The following is a 17,989-nucleotide window of genomic DNA, read 5'->3' as shown; positions in this document are numbered from 1 at the left end:
CGAGATTCAACGCCGCCGTTTGCAGCCGAGCACCGCCGCCGTGCACGCCAAGGCCAGCGCTACTGCGCTTGGCTCGGGAACATTCACCTCGAAGGGGCGATCGCTGGGGCTGGCGACCAGCGGCGAGACGACGGGCCCCGCCAAGCCCGAGTTGACTTGCAGGAAGTCGTACTCGGGCATGAAAGGGCTGCTGAACATCAAGAGCCCGCTGACGTCGCCCGCCTGCAGCTCGGCGTTTTGGAAGAACCAATCCATCGAGGTGGTGTTGTCGCCGCCGCCGGTGGGAGCCATTTCATTGGCGAGGCCCAACGGCAGGTAGCTCGGCGCCGAGACAGCGCCGCGGCCATCGGCGGGATCGACGCCGACGGTGAGCGTGTCGACGCCCGGGTTGGCGTTCGTCACCGAGACGATCTGATAGACGTAGAGCACCTCGTTCGCGCCGGAGGGGTCGGCGCCCGGGTAGCTGTTGTCGTCCAAGAACTGCTGGAACTGTCCGGGCCCGAAGGCGGCCCAATCGACCTCGGCCTCGAGCGTGTCGCCGAAGGCGGCGCCGGCGATGGAGACCGATCCCCGCCAACGACCGGCGTCGGGGCCGAACCCATCATTGAGGGCGCGGCTGGTCGTGGCGAGCGGTCCCGCGCCCGCGGCGTGACTGATCAATAGCACGCCGAGAGTCGCGAGGCTCAGAACGAGCGGGCGATGCATGCGAGAGAGTGACATGGTAGATGATTCCGCTTGGTTGTTGAGAATTGGGTGGAAGCAGCAACCTCGATCGAGTCGACCGCGCTCGGCGCGCAGCCCGACCGGCACGGGTCCATCGTCTAGCAACTGACGTGGGACTCGCTTGGAATTAGGAGCGAACAGGAAGGGAGGTTGGGGCGGGCCGGTCCCCCAACCGCTTTACGCCCGAGCGCGGCGTGAGAGGGGGGCCGCCAGGGCGCCGCTCGTCAGCAGGAGCAGCGCGCTGGGCTCGGGGATCGAGATCGGTCCCGGTGTTGGGACGCCGGCGATCAGGGCTTGCGTGCCGCCGCCGATGGTGAGTGACGCGCCGACAATCGGCAGATTGGGAGACGAAAACGCCAAGCCCCAACTGGTCAGGCCCGTGGCGATCTCCGGCGCGAACAACCAACGGGCGTTGGGCGTGAACGAGGCCGACGCCGCGTCTTGGTCGCCGATGTCGAATGTGCCGATCGTGTTCGCGGGGTTGTTGACGCCGATGATCTCGGCAGACAGCCCCTCGGGCCCGGTCGCCTCGACCTGGTAGGCATAGACAAACGCGTCGCCGGGCACGTAACCCAGGCCGGCGAAGTTGGCGTTGAAATCGGCGGCTGTGAAGACCGCGAAATCAATGACGCCGCTGACACCGACCCCGTTGTTGAACGGGACCGAACCGGTAACGCCGCCGTAGGCCGCCGCATGGCCATGAAGGATTCCCGCCACGGAGGACGCGGAAGACGCGGCGATCAACGAGAGTGCGGCAACGAATTGGAGAAGTCCTGTCGTTGTAAACGGAGTCATTGGATTCACCCTTGATGCGATGTGTCACGGCGCCAAGCTCACTTGGGGTTCGCCAGCCCGGCCGTCACGGCTCGCGACGCACTGGTCACGGGGAGCGGCCTACAACGGATGGCCTATCAAGAAAACAGGACCGACCCCGACACGGGGGGGCGCAGAATCTTGGGGAAGACGGAGACGCCCCCCGCCTCAGTGGCGCACGAAACGCACCTGATAGAAACCAATCGACTTCAGCGGCGCGCCGGTCAGAACCTCGTTCATCGACGTCAAGAGCCGTTCACGCAGGGTGACGAGATTTGGGTCGGCGAGTTCTTCGCGGCTGGTCTCTCGGAGGACCTGCAGCGTGCGGTCCTCGATCTCCGGCGCCCGAGACTTTAGTTCGTCTTCGATCTCGTTGATCTTGTAGCGCAGCGTCTCGCCGTAGACTTTGACGTCGACCTCGGCCATCTCGCCCGTCTGCGGGTTCCGCGGCAGGGTGACGCGGTACTGGCCAAGCTTCACTTCGTCGATGCGGGTGCGGATGGCGTTGTTACGGACGCGCTCGACGAGCTTCTCGCTGTTGAAGCAGCCGACCGAGGGAACCCCGAGAGTGAGGGCGACGATCGCAAGGCGGACGGACGAGCGAAGACGGGTCATCGAGGGTTGCCAGCGGAGGTTGTTAGCCAGGGCGATACAACCGTCACAACCGGCCCGGTGCGGGCGCAGCGCGACACACGGCAAGCTTAGGTCGCTCTTGATCCGCACGCCGGCCAGTGGTGACGTAAACTTTCGGCGCCGCCATGCCTGACAACGTCGCTCGCCGCCGCTACCGCTTCGCCGCCGCCGCCCTCGGCGCCGCGACGGTGGCGCTATCTGGGTGCTTTGCCGACCCGCCGAAGCGGGCCTTCGAGGACATCGCCGCGCTCCCCAGTCGGGAAGAGTTCGTCGAGATTGAATTGGGCGACTTCGTCGTGCCGATCCCGATCATCCTCCAACCAACCGACAACGCCTTTCGACCCGACAACCTGATGCAGGTCGAGTTCGGGCTGTTCATCGTCGTCGAGCCGAGAGACGAGAAGCTCGTGAAGCGGTTGAAGGATCGCAACGAGGGCCGTATCCACGACAGCGTGATCCGCGTTTGCCGCAACACGGCACGCGACGATCTGCTCGAAGCGCAGAAGTCGACGCTCAAGGCTCACTTGCTCGATGCGGTTCAGCCCTATCTCGGCGGTGAGGCGGTGCGGCGCGTCGGATTGAACCGCGTTATCCTGGATGAGCTCTGAGACGCAACATGCTTGCCGATTCGAAGTCCTACTTGCTGTCCGGCCTGATGCTGATTGCGCTGGCTTCACCGACCAGCGGTGCGCCGAGCGAAGGCGGCGGCAGAGAAGCTCCCACGGTGCGGGCCGTATCGATTGGGGAGTACTCGATCAGCGACCTCCGTGCCGTCGAGGGCGCGAAGCTGCGGATCGGCTTCGAGCTCTACGTTGACGCCGACGACGAACACGCGCCGGGGTTGCATGAACTGGTGGGCGCATACAAGCACCGCATCCGCAGCGAAGTGATCGTGGCGATCCGCACTTGCGAACAGACCGACTTCGAAGAGCCCGACCTCGACCGCATGCGGCGGCGGGTCTTGGCGAGGCTCCGGCGCGCCCTGCCGGAGCTGCCGATCGAAAAGCTTTACGTCGGCGCGTTCCAGTACTTCACCGAGTGAAGCGGCCAAAGGCGCTGCGCATCGCGTTGACCCTCGGCGAACAGCCGTGCTAGGTTACCTAGCTTACGGGTCGCCCCTGCGCACTGGTCGCGATGGCGCCCCCGGCATGCCGCCGGCGTCGGGCGAGCGGCTCGCTGTCCGTGCTTCCCCCGGCGATTCGAGGTCGCATCAGGGATGGGATTCCGCAGCCGGTTGGTCTTGGCGCACTGGATGCTAGCAGCGCTCGTGACGCTGACGCTTGGATGCGGCGCGAGCGAGCAGGCGCCCTCCCCGAGCGGCGACGCGCCCGCCTCCGAAACGTCGGCCGGCGGCGATAGCGAGTCTGCGTCCACGGGGCCCACAGGCCCCGTGGTGCTCGGCGACATGCTTGAGCCCTTCGACCCGCCGCCGCTCGAGAAACTCGTCAGCGGCAACGAGTGGATCGACCGCACGGTCGCCGGCGGTGACGAGCGGCTGCGCGAGATTCTGGCCGAACGTCCCGAGCCCGAGCTGTCGGTCGAGGAGGCGCTGGCGATCAAGAACGATTCGTCCGAGGCGAACGAGAAGATTAGCGCCGCGCTGGGCCAACTCGCGCCGGAGGACCGGTCGGGCGTCGACGACACGGCGACGTTCGTGCGGCACGTCGGCGGCGACCTGAAGACGATCAACCCGCTCCTGATGTCGAGCATCACGGACTTCGAGTACCAGGACCTGACGGGGATCGGTCTGCTTACCAACGACATCGAGGGCCGCACCTTCGCGCCGAGCGAGGTGGTCGAGAGTTGGCAGTCGAGCGAGGACCACCTCTACGACAAGTTCGTCCTCCGCGACGACCTCACCTGGTCGGACGGCGAGCCGGTGACCGCGCACGACTTCGCGTTCACCTTCAAGGCGATCATGACCAAGGACGTGATCGTCCCCGCGGTGCGCACCGGTCCCGATGAGTTACGCGCGGTGATCGCCTACGACGACCAGACCCTGGTGGTGTTCCACAAGGCGAGCCTGGCGACGAACGACGGCAACATGCAGTTCTACGCGCTGCCCAAGCACATCTACGAGAAGACGATCCCCGATGACCCGATGTTGTCCCGCAGCAAGGAGCACTCGCGGCTGGAGGACCACCCGGTCGTCGCCGGCCCGTACGAGCTGGTGAAGCGGGTCCGCGGCGACGAGTTCGTGGTGCGCCGCCGCGAGGCTTACTACCTGCACGACGGCAAGCAGGTCCGTGACAAGCCGTTCCTGAAGGAGGTCCGCATCAAGTTCATCGAGGACTTCAACACGGCGCTGCTGGCCCTCGTGCAGGGCGACATCGAAGAGATGATGCTGCGCGCCGAACAGTGGGAAACCCAGACCTCCGACGCCGAGTTCTACAAGCGGAACACGAAGGTGACGCAGCCGGAGTGGACCGAGTTCCACTTCACCTGGAACGTGAAGTCGCCCTTCTTCAGCGACCCGAAGGTCCGCTGGGCGATGACCTACGCGGTCGATTACACCGAGCTCATCGAAACGCTCTGTTACGACCTCTACGAACAGTCGCAAGGGAACTTCCACCCCGACTCGTGGATGTTCCCCAAGGACGCTCCGGAGCCGGTGAAGCAGGACCTCGACCGCGCGCAGCAGCTGCTCGCCGAGGCCGGCTGGGAGGACACCGATGGCGACGGCGTTCTCGACAAAGAGATCGGCGGCCGGCGCGTGCCGTTCGAGTTCACGATGCTCACCTACCAGTCGGAGAACGGCATCGCGACCGCGACGCTGATGAAGGAGTCGCTCGACCTGCTGGGGATCGTCTGCAACGTCAAACCGACGGAGTTCACCGTCTTGCAACAGAAGCTGCTGGACCACGAGTTCGAGGCGTCGATGGGCGGCTGGGGCAGCGGCAAGGACCCCGCGACCAACGTCAACATCTTTGGAACCGGCGAGGGCCGCAACTACGGCAATTACTCCAACCCGGAAGTCGACGAGCTCTTCGAGCAGGGGAAGCACGAGTTCGACCCCGAAAAGCGCGCGGAGATCTACGGCAAGATCCACATGAAGTTGTGGGAGGACCAGCCCTACACGTGGCTGTTCTACCGGGCGGGCTTTTACGCCTACAGCAAGAAGCTGCGCGGCTACAACCTGAGCCCGTGGGGGCCGTACTATTACACGCCCGGCGTGCACAGCATCTTCGCCCCGGCCCAGTGACCTGTCGCAACGCTCCCGCCTGATCCGCCCGCCCCCAGCTCGCTTCCGATCGACGACATGGTGAACTACCTGCTCCGCCGGCTGGGCATCGGCTTGTTGACGCTGTGGATGGTGACGTTCGTCGTCTACGCGTTGGTGCGGCACATGCCCGGAACGCCTCTGACGGTGGACCAGGGCAACATGCACGTCGGCAGGCAGATGAGCCCCGAGGCGATCGAGCAGCTCAAGAAGGTCTACGGCATCGACCAGCCGTGGTACCTCGGTTACTGGCGTTGGCTGGGGAACGTGCTGCAAGGGGACTTCGGCCGCAGCATCCCGAAAAACAACAAGCCGGTGCTGAAGCTGATCACCGAGCGGGCGCCGGCGACGCTGCTATTGTCGGTGACCTCGCTTGTGCTCGCCTACGCGCTGTCGATTCCGCTGGGCGTGTGGTCCGCCTCGGCCGACGGCACCGTGGCGGAGCGGTCCGTAAGCACGCTGCTTTATGCGCTGTACTCGCTGCCGTCGTTTGTGGCGGCGTTGTACCTGCAGCTGTTGTTCTACGTGCGGCTGGGCTGGCTGCCGCTCTACGGGATGACGTCAGACGGCTTTGTTTCGATGACGACGGCGGAGAAGGCCTGGGACATCTTGCTGCACTCGGTGATGCCGATCGCCTGCTTCACCTACGGTTCGCTGGCGTACTACTCGCGGTTCGTCCGGGCCAACCTCCAGGAGGTCGTCCGGCAGGATTACATCCGCACCGCTCGGGCCAAGGGCGCGGGCCCGAAGCGGGTGCTCTGGCGGCACGCCTTCCCGAACACGCTAATCCCGCTGGTGACGCTGCTGGGCCTGACGCTGCCGTCGCTGTTGTCGGGCGCGGTGATCCTCGAGCAGATCTTCGTCTGGCCCGGCATGGGGCGGCTGTTCTTCGAGTCGATCAGCCAACGCGACTACGACACGCTGATGGGGCTGACGCTGATGTTCAGCGTGCTGGTTCTGGTGGGCCAACTGCTCGCCGACATCCTTTACGCGGTGGTCGATCCTCGGGTGACCTATTCGTGACGCTCCAAAGACAGCCGCAGATGTCGCAGAAAACGCGGATGATGAAAGTTGTAGGAGGCGTCTCCGACGCCGATGACGCGCACCATTACGAAACGGTGTGGTGCGCGTAATCGGCGTCGGAGACGCCTCCTACAGAAAGAGTTTGATATTGAGTCAATCGTTATCCGTGCCCGCCGTGTAATCCGTGGTTAAATCCCCCGAAGCCTCGAAAAAGACGGCCCCCCAGTCGCCCGGCTACTGGCGTCAGACTTGGCGCCGTTTCCGCCGCAATCGGCTTGCGCTGGTGGCGCTGGCTTATGTGTTGGTGCTGTTGGTCATCGCGGTCTTGGCGCCGGTGATTGTTGGCACCAAGCCGATCGTCACTCGCTATAAAGGCGACATCCACTTCCCCTTCCTCGGTTACTACAACCGGGGCTGGGAATCGACGATCTTCCGCGACGATCGGGTGCTGAACCGCTACCCGATCAAGCTCCAGGACAACGACCCCGAGAGCTGGGCCGTCTGGCCGCTGGTCTATCAGGACCCTTACCGGCGTGTGCGGACACAGGACTTCGCCGAGCGCGAACGCGACGAGTCGGGCGAACGTGTCTGGCGCTACGCGGAGGGCTGGGAGGACTACGAGGAGAACCCGTCCGGCGCCGACGGCAAGCCGAGTCGGCAGAACTGGTTCGGCGTCAATCAGCAAGGCTTTGACGTCTTTGCCCAGATGGTCCACGGGACACAGACCGCGCTGAGCGTCGGCTTCATCGCGATGGGGATCGCCGCGGCGATCGGCATCACCGTCGGCAGCCTGGCGGGCTACTTCGGCGGTTGGGTCGACATCGCGCTCAGCCGCGTCATCGAGTTGGTGATGTGTATCCCGGCGCTGGTGCTGATCCTGGCGCTGGTGGCGTTGCTCAACAAAGTGAGCAACTTCCACTTGATGGTCGTCATCGGGATCACCAGTTGGACGGGCATCGCGCGGCTGGCGCGGGGCGAGGTGATGAAGATCAAGCAACTCGAGTACGTCACCGCCGCGCGGGCGCTGGGCGTCCCCTGGCCGCGGATCGTGCTGCGGCACGTGCTGCGCAACGCCCTGGCGCCGGTGCTGGTGCCGATCACCTTCGGCATCGCGTCGGCGATCCTGATCGAAGCGGGACTAAGCTACCTCGGCTTCGGCGCGTCGCCCCCCAACCCGAGCTGGGGCACGCTCCTGCAATCGGGCCGCAAGGCGATCCAGGAGATGTGGTGGCTGATCGTCTTCCCCGGCGTCGCGATCTTCCTCACCGTGCTAGCCTACAACCTAATCGGCGAAGGCCTCCAAGAAGCGACCGACCCGCGCTTGTCCGAAGCCGATTAGTTAGGAAAGGAGATAGGGGGATGTTGGTGATAGGGGGGATCACAAGCGGATAGACGATGCAATGGAGGCGCCGTCCTTCTCCCTTACTTGAAATCCCTTCGATAGTAGTTGTTTTAAAGCCGTGCGACGATCTGATATGGGCTTCGATAGGATTCAGCCCCGGGTCTGACTCACCGCTCGCCTGCGATCCCCCCTATCACCAACATCCCCAATACCTCCTTTCTCGTAATCGACTGAACTAGCTATGTCATCAGCCGTCATCGACGTTCAGAACCTTCGCACTTACTTCCACACCGAAGAGGGCGTCGTTCGGGCGGTGGACGACATTTCGTTCCGGGTGGATGAGGGACGCACGCTCGGCATTGTGGGCGAGAGCGGGTCGGGGAAGAGCGTGACGTCGCTGTCGATCATGCGGCTGTTGTCCTCGTCGGCGAAGATCGAGTCCGGCTCGATCGCGCTGCTGGGGAAGGACCTCGTGCAGCTCCCTGAGCCGCAGATGCGCACTCTCCGCGGCGCGACGGTGAGCATGATCTTTCAAGAGCCGATGACGTCGCTGAACCCGGTGTTCACGGTCGGCGCCCAGGTGATGGAAGCCCTGCGGCTGCACCAGGGGATGTCGAACGCCGAGGCCCGGCAGCGCACTATCGAGCTGTTCGAAGAGGTCGGCATCCCCAAGCCCCAGCAGTCGGTCGACAAGTACCCGCACCAGATGTCAGGCGGGCAGAAGCAGCGTGTGATGATCGCGATGGCCCTGTCGTGCGACCCCGAGCTGTTGATCGCCGACGAGCCCACCACGGCGCTCGACGTGACGATCCAGTCGCAGATCCTCGACATCCTGCGGCGCCTGCGCGACTCGCGCGGCATGTCGATCCTGTTCATCACGCACGACTTGGGCGTCATCGCCGAGATCGCCGACGACGTGCTGGTGATGTACCGCGGCAAGATGGTCGAGTACGGCTCGGTGCTCGACATTTTTCGTGATCCCAAGCATCCCTACACGAAGGGACTGCTCGCTTGCCGCCCGCGACTCGACTCGAAGTACCGCCTGTTGCCGACCGTGAGCGAATTCATGGCGACCGAGGAGGTGACTCTCGCCGATGGCACGAAGGACGTGCGTGTCGTCGAGAAGCAGCTCACCGACGCCGACATCGAGCGGATGACCACGCACGGCCGCGGCCGGCTGCTGCACCCCAAGAGCGAACTCGCCGCGATGGGTCACCCGTGGGAGGAGGGGCATCACGCCCCGGACACCAAGGCCGTCGAAGAGGGCGCTACGCCGCTGCTCGAAGTGAGCGACCTTCAGGTCCACTTCCCGGTGCGCCGTGGCTTGCTTGCGAGGGTCGTCGATCACACGAAGGCCGTGGATGGCGTGTCGTTCAAGGTCTACCGCGGCCAGACGCTCGGCCTCGTCGGCGAGTCGGGTTGCGGCAAGACGACGGCGGGCCGGGCAATCCTGCGTCTCATCGAGCCCACCGCCGGCACGGTTAAGTTCGAAGGCGTCGATGTCGGCTCGCTCGGTTCGGGCGAACTCCGCAAGCTCCGCCGCAAGATGCAGATCATCTTCCAAGACCCGTACGGCTCGCTGAATCCGCGGATGACAGTCGAGTCGACGATTGTCGAGCCGATGAACGTCCACGGCCTCGGCGGCAACCGGTCGCAGCGTCGCGAACGCGCCGCCGCGCTGCTGGAGGAAGTGGACCTCAAGCCCGAGCACCTGCGGCGCTACCCCCACGAGTTCTCCGGCGGCCAGCGGCAACGCATCTGCATCGCGCGGGCGCTGGCGGTGGAGCCCGAGTTCCTCGTCTGCGACGAATCGGTTTCGGCGCTCGACGTGTCGGTGCAGGCCCAGGTGCTGAACCTGCTGAAGCGACTGCAAGAGAGCCGCGGCCTCACCTACATCTTCATCAGCCACGACCTGTCGGTCGTGAAGTTCATGGCCGACATGATGGCGGTGATGAACGGCGGCAAGATCGTCGAGTTCGGCCCGTCCGAGAACATCTACGCCAATCCGCGCGAGGAGTACACCCGCAAGCTGATCAGCGCGACGCCCGACGACGACATCGAGCAAATCTGCCAGCGCAGCGAAGAGCGCGAGAAGAGGCGGGCGGCGCGGGCTTAACTCAATCGCCCTGCACTTGTCTTGACGAGATACGCATGGCCCGAAAACTATTGATCCTTGGCCTAGCTCTTCTGGCTATTTTTGCCGTTGTGACAGTCGTTTTCGTTCCGAGGTTGGCCGTTCAGGCACATCAACGAGCGGTGATTCAAGAGCTTTCGCTGTGGGAAGCAGAGTACGGTCGTGCTTCGACTGCGAGTGAAGCCATTCGCACTGCGGAGATGATTAAGTACGTTCAAACGTACTACCAACCCCGCGAGGGTTACCGCGGTAGCGAAGCGAGTGAGAACGTACTCCAATCGCAGCGGCAGGAAACGATCGACGCGATGGTCGCTGCGCTGAGGTCATTCACTGGCGAAGACTTTGGCGAGAACGCCGATGAATGGTTTGTATACTTGGGGTCAAACCAAACGTCCGACTAGCAACGCATGCAGGGACCATTCGTTAGCACGTTCAAATCCGCCAGCGTTGGGGCAATCGCATCCCCTTGGGGATCGCGTTGTCTTCGAACAGGCGGCTGACGAGCGTTGCGGCGTCGTCGGCAGTGCGCTCGGCGCGGAGCATCCAGGCCGAGCGGGGGAGGCCGTGGCCGTCGTAGCCGGCGGCGCCGAAGAGGGCCATCGCCGCGCCGCCGATGCGGCGGTTGAGGTCTTCGTTGAGCGGCGGCTGGCGGGCGGTCGTGAAACTCTCTCGGAGGCCGAGCGAGAGGAGTTGGCTGGCGGCTTGGCTCGATTCGCCGCCGTGCGTCTGGATGTCGTAAAGGGACTCGCGCAGGCGTGTCGCGTCGTGGGCGAAACGCTCGACGTCGGCCGACGCGGCGACGTACGCCAGTAGCACGTCGGTCCAGCGCTCGGCTTGTTTGCTGAGCGAGCGGGCGTGCCGGGAGCGCGGCGAGTCGGCGGGCCACCAAGCGAACACCAGCGCCCGCAAGCGGCTGGCCGCTTCGCGTTGCCCGTCGAGCGTGTTTTGCCCGATCGGCCCGGCCTCCTCGCCGCGGCGGTGCTGATCGTCGGCGGCGCAGATCGCGGCGACGATGCGGGTGAGTGTTTCGGAGAGCGTGACCTCTTCGACGAGCCGCACCAGCAGGTCGCCCGCTTCGTCGGCGGGGGGCGCCGTGCGGCTGTGGCCGAGGGCGCGGAGCGTGCGGCCCCAGCAATCGAGGCGGCAGCGCGAAGCGATCCAGTACTCCGAGAGCGTGTCCGAGCAGAGCGGCGCCCCCGACCGCAACAGCGGACCGCTGCGGAGGCTGAGCAGGCCGGCGATTTCGACAAGTTGACGAGCGTGCATCGCCAAAGGGGTGCGAGCAAGGGACGGATCAGTCGGTCCCCACCCAATGGCAAACGCCGGGCCTCATGCATGGCCTGAACGCAACGCGGCGTGAAATGCCCGGTGTTTCTAGGGTTTGTGCGTCGGCGCCACGGGAAACGTGGCGGCGGCCCGTGTTGCGAAATGACAACACGCCGGGACTTTAGGCGACGCTGCGAAACGCATCGCTTACAGCGTCGTTCACTTTGCCGCAGCGTCTCGCGCAGAGACGCGGAGACGCAGAGGGTCGGCAGCGAAGACTCACGCAAAGCCGCCAAGGCGCAAAGACAAAGTCCTTGAGAATGACGCAGCCGCAAACGATCACACAGCAACGCGTTCATTGCGGCTTACGCCATTGCGTGAGTCTTGAAGGTATCCAACTCTGCGTCTCTGCGCGAGACTTCCCAAGTTGCTCCGTGGATCAGAGCGAGGCTAGAAGCGCTACGACCAAGTGAAGCACGCTCTAGGGCTCTCAGAACCTTGACGGCGGCGGCGACATTGCGTCGGCGCGACTTACTCGCCGAGCTCGAAGAGCTGCACGCCCAGGGGCGTTACGTCGCCGGGGAGCAGCACGATGTCGTATTCGTCGTGGCCGGCGGCGAGCTGGTTGTCGTCGTTGAGGTAGAGGTGGTCGACGTCGTCGGGCGCCCAACAACTCGAGACAAAAGCGACGTGCCCGTCGCCGAAGAGGACGTTCTGGCCGCACTTGCCGTGATGGCGGCTGACAACCTCGGTCCCACTCGCCAGGGTAGGCGTGTCCGCTAGGATCGCCGAACGGCAGCCGCCTTTGCCGCCGAAGGGAATGAAACTGCGTCCCTGGAAGTAACCGATGCGGTAGGCGTAACTCCCCGCCATGAGCCGTTGCAGTTCGAGGAGTTGCTCGGCGTTGGCCGCTTCAAGATGTTCGCGCGTCGGGATGATAACCTTCAACTCACCGTCAGCGATCATCTGACTGAGATTCGAAGAGGGGCAGACGAGCGACCTTTGAAGCTCTTCTCGGTCGAAGTACCGCCCCTCGGCGAGCATCAACGTAAAGAGGCCGGCGTTTTGGGTAAGACCGATCTGCGGGATGTGGCCGTGGTCTTGCGAATAGCTCTGCAGGCCTTGACCCAGAGTCGCAAGGTTGAACGCGCATTGGTCGCGACGAGACGACTCGCGGCTCGCTTCGATCGCCGGCAGGATCAGTCCGCCCAGGAACGTCGCCGCGACGCCAATCGCGACGACCTCGACGAGGTTGTACCGCTTGCGGCCGACGCACTCGCCGGCGCGCTCTAAGTGGCCGGCCAGGATGGCGTGGGCCGTGCGGTCAGCGAGGCGTCGAGGGACGGGGACTTTCTCCGGCTCCGATTCTTCGCAGCATTCGGCGCCCTGATGGGCGTCGACACACCGGCTGAAAGTCTCGAGCCGCTCGGCAAGGTCCGGCTCATCAACAAGGCGCTGCTCAAACGCGGCCTTCTCGGCGTCCGAAAGTTCGCCGAAGTAGTATCGGACTAGTTGTTCGTCTTCGTCGCACATCGAAAACCGCCGCCCGCGACGCAGGAATGCCGGTGGGCCGAATCGCCCCGCCGGTCCGTGAACCGATCCCCAAGCTTACTTCACCCGCGCCGCCACGGGCCAGCAGCCTCGGGACCGGACGGCCCCTAAAAACGCGAAGCGAGCCGCCCGTCGCCGAGCGGCCCGCTCCGGTGGGTGGGAGAGGGACGGTGTCTCAGGTCGCCGGGTGGGCTTCACGCCACTGCTGGCCGAGGCTGCCGACCGCCGAGTGCAACCGACTCTTCACGGTGCCAACCGGCACCTGGAGTTCGTCGGCCGCCTCGCGGTACTTCATGCCGCGGAAGTAGACGAGCGACACCACCTGCTGGAGAGGCTCCGGCAGGCTGGCGACGGCTCGCCTCACCCACTCTGTACGCTCGGCCGACTCGAAGCGTTCGCCGGGACCCGTTTCGCCCGAGGGCAACAGGTCGATCAGCGAGCCGCTGTCGGAGTTTTCGGCGCGGGCCGAGCGGTTCAGGCTGACCGCTTGGTGACGCTTGTTCCGGCGTTGCAGGTCGATCGCCCGGTTCGTAGCGACCGTGTACAGCCAGGGACGGAACTTCCGGCCCGAGTCGAACAGGTGCCCCTTGCGGTGGACCTGGAGGAACGTGGCCTGGAAGGCGTCTTCGGCCAGGGCGGCGTCGCCCAGATAACGGCGGAGGAAGCTATAGAGCTCCCGCTCGTAACGCTGGATCAGCGTGGCGAGGTAGGGACGGTCTTCGTCACCCTCTTGGTGGAGGGCCAGGAGTTGCTCGTCGGTGAGCTGCTCCAGGGCCGTCTCCCGCAGGGCGGCGAGGTTGATGGTCCGATCTTCCGTGGCTTGCTTGGTCATCCTACGAACTCCTCTTCTCAGAGTTCGACGGCTAGAGGGAACGAGTCCTTGCTTCCCCGGCGTCTCTTATAGTGATCCCGCGGCCCCTAACGAGCGTACTCGTAATGTTCCTTGGGGCGTTGGACGCGTGGCGCCGGGCGTTTGCCCCACCTCCTTGCGGGGGGCGTGGCTCGGCACAGCTCCTAGTAATTGCAACGCTCGTGCCAGATCGGTCTGGCGTCGTTGCCTGCTAGGGGTTCGTTTTTCCTAAGGCATTCTTGGAAAGCGTTTTACGTCGGGTAGGCGCTGTTTTGTTCACCGATCGGGGTGGCGCCAGCATTTTTGACGGACTGTCAAAATTGCAATTTCTGAAGTCGCGACTGCCACATCAGCGTTCTCAAAATGAGACGATTGCGCGATTCTGCGACAGCGAAAGTAAGACGACCGGGCGCCTCGAAAGGTTCCCGCTGGCGCTCTAAATCCCGGAGAGAAAAGGGTTTGTGAATTGCGTCACAAACTGGACGGGAAACGCAATGAGATAGCCGGCGGCCCCGCCGGCGCTTCGCCCCCTCAATTAGCCCCCGGTCATTGACCGGTGGCTAATTGCGGATTGAGTCATCGCCAAGTACTCACGCCGCTGCGAGCAACTCCCGCCCCGCGTAGTACGCCAGAACCTCGCCCGCCAGGGCGCTGTAGTCCTCGGCGCCGCGGCTCTTGGCGTCATACTGGAAGATCGACTGACCGTGGCTGGGGGCCTCGGCGAGGCGGATATTGCGGCGGACGCGGCTGTCGTACAGCCGGACGTGCCGCCAGGGGCCGCCGCGCTGGCGGAGCTGCCCGAAGTAGGCCTCGACGTCGGCGGCGACCTCGGCCGAGAGCCGGACGCCCGACTCATACATACAGAGCACGACGCCCGCCATCTTCAGCCGCGGGTTGAGCCGGTCCGCCACGAGGCCGACGGTGGTCATCAGCTTGCTGAGGCCGTGCAGGGCCAGGAAGTGCGGCTGGAGCGGCAGGAAGACGTCCTCGACCGCCGACAACGCGTTGAGCGTTAGCACGCCCAGCGACGGTGGGCAGTCCACCAGGACGTAGTCGAACTGGGCCTCGGCGCCGACGAGCTTGTCGCGGAGGATCATCTCCCGGCCGACGACGCTCGCCAGCTCCATCTCCGCCGCGGCGAGGTCGATATGGGCCGGCGCCACCCGCACGCCCTCGGCCGTGTCGAACCAGACCTCGTCGAGCGTGGCGTCGCCGGTCAGCAGGTCGTAGGTGGTCGCCGACGGCCGCTTGGGGTCGGCGCCGAGGTGCAGCGAGGCGTGGGCCTGGGGATCGAGGTCGATCAGCCCGACGCGTTGCCCGGCCCGGGCGAGCGACGCCGCCAGGTTGACGGCCGTGGTCGTCTTGCCAACGCCTCCCTTCTGATTGATGACGGCGAGCGTGTGCATGGCGGTATGCGAGGGGAGCGGGGAGCGGGGGGTCGTGGGGAGCGGGCGGCGAGCGTAGCGGACACGGTCCCCTCGACCCCAGACCAATCCGGCCCCGATCGGGCCGTTTTCGCCGAGCTTTCCCACATCGCCCGCCACCCGGGTCATGCACACCCGTTCAGATGCGATTAAAGGGGGCGTACAACCGCTTTCGCTCCCTTGGTCGACTAGAACGTCCACCCCGCGCCGCAACGCCGTAAAGTGGCCCCCAGGGCCTCCCAGGCCCCTCCACAGAAACCCGCGTTTGCGCCCCTTATCAACTCACATCTGAGCCGGGGGCGCGAGCCCTCGGTGGAACCCGGGAACCCGCCACCCACCGAGGGCTCGCGCCCCGGCTCAGACGCGAACCGCCGGTCTAGCTCGGGCATTCTCCAGAGCGGGTCCGGTGCGGTATAGTCGGCCTGTATTCCGAGCTTCCGTCTCTAGCGACTCCGCGGCCCGCGAAGCTAGCGGCGCCGCCAGACCCGTCCGCTGTCCCGCCCGCTGAGATGTCCGAGCCCTTCGACCCCTACCGCGAGGCGTTAGTGGTCGAGCAGGAGACACTCTGGTCGCCCGAAGTTCGGGCCGCCGTGGTCGATTGGGAACCAGCCCTGCGCCAGCGCTTCGAGAGGCTGCTTCACGCCGAGGCGTCCGAAGCGGCAGAATTGCATTACGTCCGAGTCCACACCGGCTTCTGCCGCCAGATAACCGTCCAAACCGCCGATCTCGATCGCTTGCAAGCGCGCATTTCGAGCGGCGTTTGATAGATTCCTAGCTATGAGCAACGAAGCCGCTACCGTCCGCGTCTCCCTCGCCGAACGGAGTTACGACATCCAGATCGGTGAGGGTCTGTTGGACCAGGCGGTCGAGTTCGTCACCTCGCGCGGCGGCGCGCGGCACGTGGTGGTCATCACCGACGCCAACGTCGACGAGCTCTACGGCGACGCCCTGGCGGACCGCTTCGTCGACGCCGGCGTCGAGTCGCACGTGCTCGTCGTCGAGGCCGGCGAGCCGAGCAAGTCGACCGACGTCGTGGCCGACCTCTGGCAGACGATGCTCGACGAAGGCTGCGACCGGCAGACCGTCGTCATCGCCGTCGGCGGCGGTGTCGTGGGCGACATCGCCGGCTTCGTCGCGGCGACCTTCGCCCGCGGGTTGCGGTTCTTCCAAGTACCGACGACGCTGCTCGCGCAGGTCGATAGCTCGGTGGGCGGCAAGACGGGCGTCAACCTCGAGGGCGCCAAGAACATGGTCGGCGCCTTCTGGCAACCCGACGGCGTGCTGATCGACACGGCCGTCCTTAAAACCCTCCCCGAAGAAGAGTTCTGCGCGGGCCTCGCCGAGGTGGTGAAGTACGGCGTGATCCTCGACGCCGAGTTCTTCGCGTACCTCGAAGCCAATGCCGACGCGATCATGGATCGCGACCCGGCCGCCCTGCGCACGATCATCCAGCGGAGCTGCCGCCTCAAGGCCGACGTGGTCGAGGCCGACGAGCGCGAAGAGACCGGCCTGCGGGCCAAGCTCAACTACGGCCACACGTTCGGCCACGCCCTCGAAGCGGCGACAGGCTACAGCGAACTTCTGCACGGCGAAGCCGTGGCGATCGGCATGGCATGCGCCTCGCGGCTCGCGCAGAGCATGGGCCGGATCGACGCCGAGGCGACCGATCGCCAAGTGAAACTCTTGGAGCGATTCGAGTTGCCGACGGCGATCCCCGAAGGCATCGATCTCGGTGAACTTTCCGCCCTGATGTGGCGTGACAAAAAGGTAAAGGACGGCGAAGTCCGTTTCGTGTTGCCGACGCGCATCGGCGAGGTTGAAACCGTCGCCAGCCCCGGCGACGACTTGGTGCTGGCGTCGATGCGAACGTCCTAAAGTTCGTTCGCCGGACCGTCGAGGGCGTCCGGGAGACTCGCCTGTTCGCTGCCGGCGAATCCATCGAAATCGGCATTGCGGCCTTAAAAACCGCACATTCAAGGCCTTGATGTCTTCTTAAGCCTGCCGTGCTAGCGGCTTGTGGCAATCCGCAGAAAATGCCGCGTGCGGGTGGTCGTTTTGAGACGTTTCACCCTACAGACATTGTTCAATACCTGCGGTTTTAGGCAGGGTTGGCCGGATTCCCCAGCATTTCACTCGCGAAGTTTGGAGCCAGAGTTCATTCTTCGTGACCTTTCGCATTTTGCGGGTTTCCCGAAGTGAATGTCACAACCGAAAGGCTCTCTCCGGAGCTGAACGAGCTGTTAATTGCAACCACAAAGTATGGCCCCAACGTCCCCAGCCGGCTTCGACGAGGACGCGGACAATTCGCACTCCGAGCGCGTCACGAAGCCCCTCCTCGATGTCATCAGTTGTAGCGGCGCCGACACGACGCTTGTCGTGACCGCGGCGCGTTTAATCCAAGCGGATGTCCGGACGTTCGGTTCGCCCGAGTTGTGGCTTGATCAGCTGTCGCGCCGTGAGAGCGACGCCTCGATCGAGCCCGCCGACGTGGTGATGTTTGTCGGCTCGGCGGAGCGGCTGCTGTCGCAACGGTGCCTCCAACGCGGGTTGGTTGCGGCGCCCGACTCGATCATCACGGCGGCGATCACCGACGCGTCGTTCGATCTGACCATGTCGATCGTCAACCACGGCGCCCGCGGTCTGTTGGTCCTTCCCGGACCGACCGAACGGTTGTCGCAGCACCTCAAGGAGATCGTTGATCCGGCGATCCGCTGCCGCGACCATCGCCGCGCCGTCGTCCGTCACCGCCGCGCCGCCGCGACGCTGACCGCCGCCGAGAACGACGTGCTCGAAGCGATGCTCACCGGCATGCCCAACAAACAGATCGCGCTACGGTTGTCGATCGGCCTACGGACGGTCGAGCTGCGGCGCTCGAAGATTATGAAAAAGATGAAAGCCAAAAGCCTCGCCCAACTCATCAGCTTCATCTGCCTAGCGCAGCAACAAGACGGCTGCTAATAGGTTCCGCTGTGCGGACCGTGGTTGACGGTAGGCAGGGCGTTTAACTCCG

At 64.7% G+C, this 17,989-nt stretch carries 17 protein-coding genes; 10 read left to right on the top strand and 7 right to left on the bottom strand.

The window, feature by feature from the left end:
• Window positions 1–6 precede the first annotated feature (6 nt).
• The 3 genes from Spa11_RS21480 to Spa11_RS21470 form a co-directional block, all read right to left on the bottom strand.
• Window positions 7–720: a hypothetical protein gene (locus Spa11_RS21480; RefSeq protein WP_145116649.1), complete on the bottom strand. Its 714-nt coding sequence runs from the start codon at window positions 718–720 to the stop codon at window positions 7–9.
• Between the two features lie 180 nt (window positions 721–900).
• Window positions 901–1,518 (bottom strand): hypothetical protein, encoded by a 618-nt coding sequence (locus tag Spa11_RS21475; protein WP_145116648.1) that lies wholly within the window; start codon window positions 1,516–1,518, stop codon window positions 901–903.
• Window positions 1,519–1,704: 186 nt separating this feature from the next.
• A complete protein-coding gene (locus Spa11_RS21470; RefSeq protein ID WP_145116647.1) occupies window positions 1,705–2,151 on the bottom strand; it encodes a flagellar basal body-associated FliL family protein in 447 nt (148 codons plus the stop codon).
• Window positions 2,152–2,294: 143 nt separating this feature from the next.
• Here Spa11_RS21470 and Spa11_RS21465 point away from each other — a divergent pair, with 143 nt between their 5' ends.
• From Spa11_RS21465 to Spa11_RS21435, 7 genes are all read left to right on the top strand, one after another.
• Window positions 2,295–2,777 carry a hypothetical protein gene (locus tag Spa11_RS21465; RefSeq protein ID WP_145116646.1) on the top strand — a complete coding sequence of 161 codons (483 nt, stop codon included), beginning with the start codon at window positions 2,295–2,297 and terminating at the stop codon, window positions 2,775–2,777.
• An 8-nt stretch (window positions 2,778–2,785) separates the two neighbouring features.
• Window positions 2,786–3,211 carry a hypothetical protein gene (locus Spa11_RS21460; RefSeq protein ID WP_145116645.1) on the top strand — a complete coding sequence of 142 codons (426 nt, stop codon included), beginning with the start codon at window positions 2,786–2,788 and terminating at the stop codon, window positions 3,209–3,211.
• Between the two features lie 210 nt (window positions 3,212–3,421).
• Entirely contained in the window at window positions 3,422–5,371 is a 1,950-nt protein-coding gene (locus Spa11_RS21455) for an ABC transporter substrate-binding protein (RefSeq protein WP_231933069.1), read from the top strand.
• A gap of 57 nt (window positions 5,372–5,428) precedes the next feature.
• A complete protein-coding gene (locus tag Spa11_RS21450) occupies window positions 5,429–6,412 on the top strand; it encodes an ABC transporter permease (RefSeq protein ID WP_145116644.1) in 984 nt (327 codons plus the stop codon).
• Window positions 6,413–6,596: 184 nt separating this feature from the next.
• The gene (locus tag Spa11_RS21445; RefSeq protein WP_145116643.1) at window positions 6,597–7,751 is read left to right on the top strand and encodes an ABC transporter permease; all 1,155 of its coding nucleotides are present in this window, start codon (window positions 6,597–6,599) and stop codon (window positions 7,749–7,751) included.
• 244 nt (window positions 7,752–7,995) lie between these two features.
• On the top strand, window positions 7,996–9,870 hold the full coding sequence (locus Spa11_RS21440) for an ABC transporter ATP-binding protein (RefSeq protein ID WP_145116642.1): 1,875 nt from the start codon (window positions 7,996–7,998) through the stop codon (window positions 9,868–9,870).
• 218 nt (window positions 9,871–10,088) lie between these two features.
• Entirely contained in the window at window positions 10,089–10,289 is a 201-nt protein-coding gene (locus Spa11_RS21435) for a hypothetical protein (RefSeq protein WP_145116641.1), read from the top strand.
• 31 nt (window positions 10,290–10,320) lie between these two features.
• On the opposite strand, the gene Spa11_RS21430 is transcribed toward Spa11_RS21435, so the two are convergent.
• The 4 genes from Spa11_RS21430 to Spa11_RS21415 form a co-directional block, all read right to left on the bottom strand.
• Window positions 10,321–11,154 carry a hypothetical protein gene (locus tag Spa11_RS21430; protein ID WP_145116640.1) on the bottom strand — a complete coding sequence of 278 codons (834 nt, stop codon included), beginning with the start codon at window positions 11,152–11,154 and terminating at the stop codon, window positions 10,321–10,323.
• A 531-nt stretch (window positions 11,155–11,685) separates the two neighbouring features.
• On the bottom strand, window positions 11,686–12,687 hold the full coding sequence (locus Spa11_RS21425) for an acetate and sugar kinases/Hsc70/actin family protein (protein WP_145116639.1): 1,002 nt from the start codon (window positions 12,685–12,687) through the stop codon (window positions 11,686–11,688).
• Between the two features lie 193 nt (window positions 12,688–12,880).
• The gene (locus tag Spa11_RS21420) at window positions 12,881–13,537 is read right to left on the bottom strand and encodes an RNA polymerase sigma factor (protein ID WP_145116638.1); all 657 of its coding nucleotides are present in this window, start codon (window positions 13,535–13,537) and stop codon (window positions 12,881–12,883) included.
• Window positions 13,538–14,145: 608 nt separating this feature from the next.
• Window positions 14,146–14,961, bottom strand: a complete 816-nt coding sequence (locus Spa11_RS21415; RefSeq protein ID WP_145116637.1) for a ParA family protein — start codon at window positions 14,959–14,961, stop codon at window positions 14,146–14,148.
• A 527-nt stretch (window positions 14,962–15,488) separates the two neighbouring features.
• On the opposite strand from Spa11_RS21415, the gene Spa11_RS21410 reads away from it, so the two are divergent.
• The 3 genes from Spa11_RS21410 to Spa11_RS21400 all read left to right on the top strand — a co-directional run bounded on the left by Spa11_RS21410 (window position 15,489) and on the right by Spa11_RS21400 (window position 17,937).
• Window positions 15,489–15,743, top strand: a complete 255-nt coding sequence (locus tag Spa11_RS21410) for a hypothetical protein (protein ID WP_145116636.1) — start codon at window positions 15,489–15,491, stop codon at window positions 15,741–15,743.
• Between the two features lie 13 nt (window positions 15,744–15,756).
• Window positions 15,757–16,854 carry a 3-dehydroquinate synthase gene (gene aroB / locus Spa11_RS21405; protein WP_145116635.1) on the top strand — a complete coding sequence of 366 codons (1,098 nt, stop codon included), beginning with the start codon at window positions 15,757–15,759 and terminating at the stop codon, window positions 16,852–16,854.
• Between the two features lie 384 nt (window positions 16,855–17,238).
• Window positions 17,239–17,937: a LuxR C-terminal-related transcriptional regulator gene (locus tag Spa11_RS21400; protein WP_145116634.1), complete on the top strand. Its 699-nt coding sequence runs from the start codon at window positions 17,239–17,241 to the stop codon at window positions 17,935–17,937.
• The last annotated feature ends 52 nt before the right edge of the window (window positions 17,938–17,989 follow it).

The organism is Botrimarina mediterranea, assembly GCF_007753265.1.
GTDB classification, from domain to species: Bacteria; Planctomycetota; Planctomycetia; order Pirellulales; family Lacipirellulaceae; genus Botrimarina; species Botrimarina mediterranea.
Note: the sequence above shows the minus strand (reverse complement) of the source record. Positions and strands in the feature narration are given on the sequence as shown.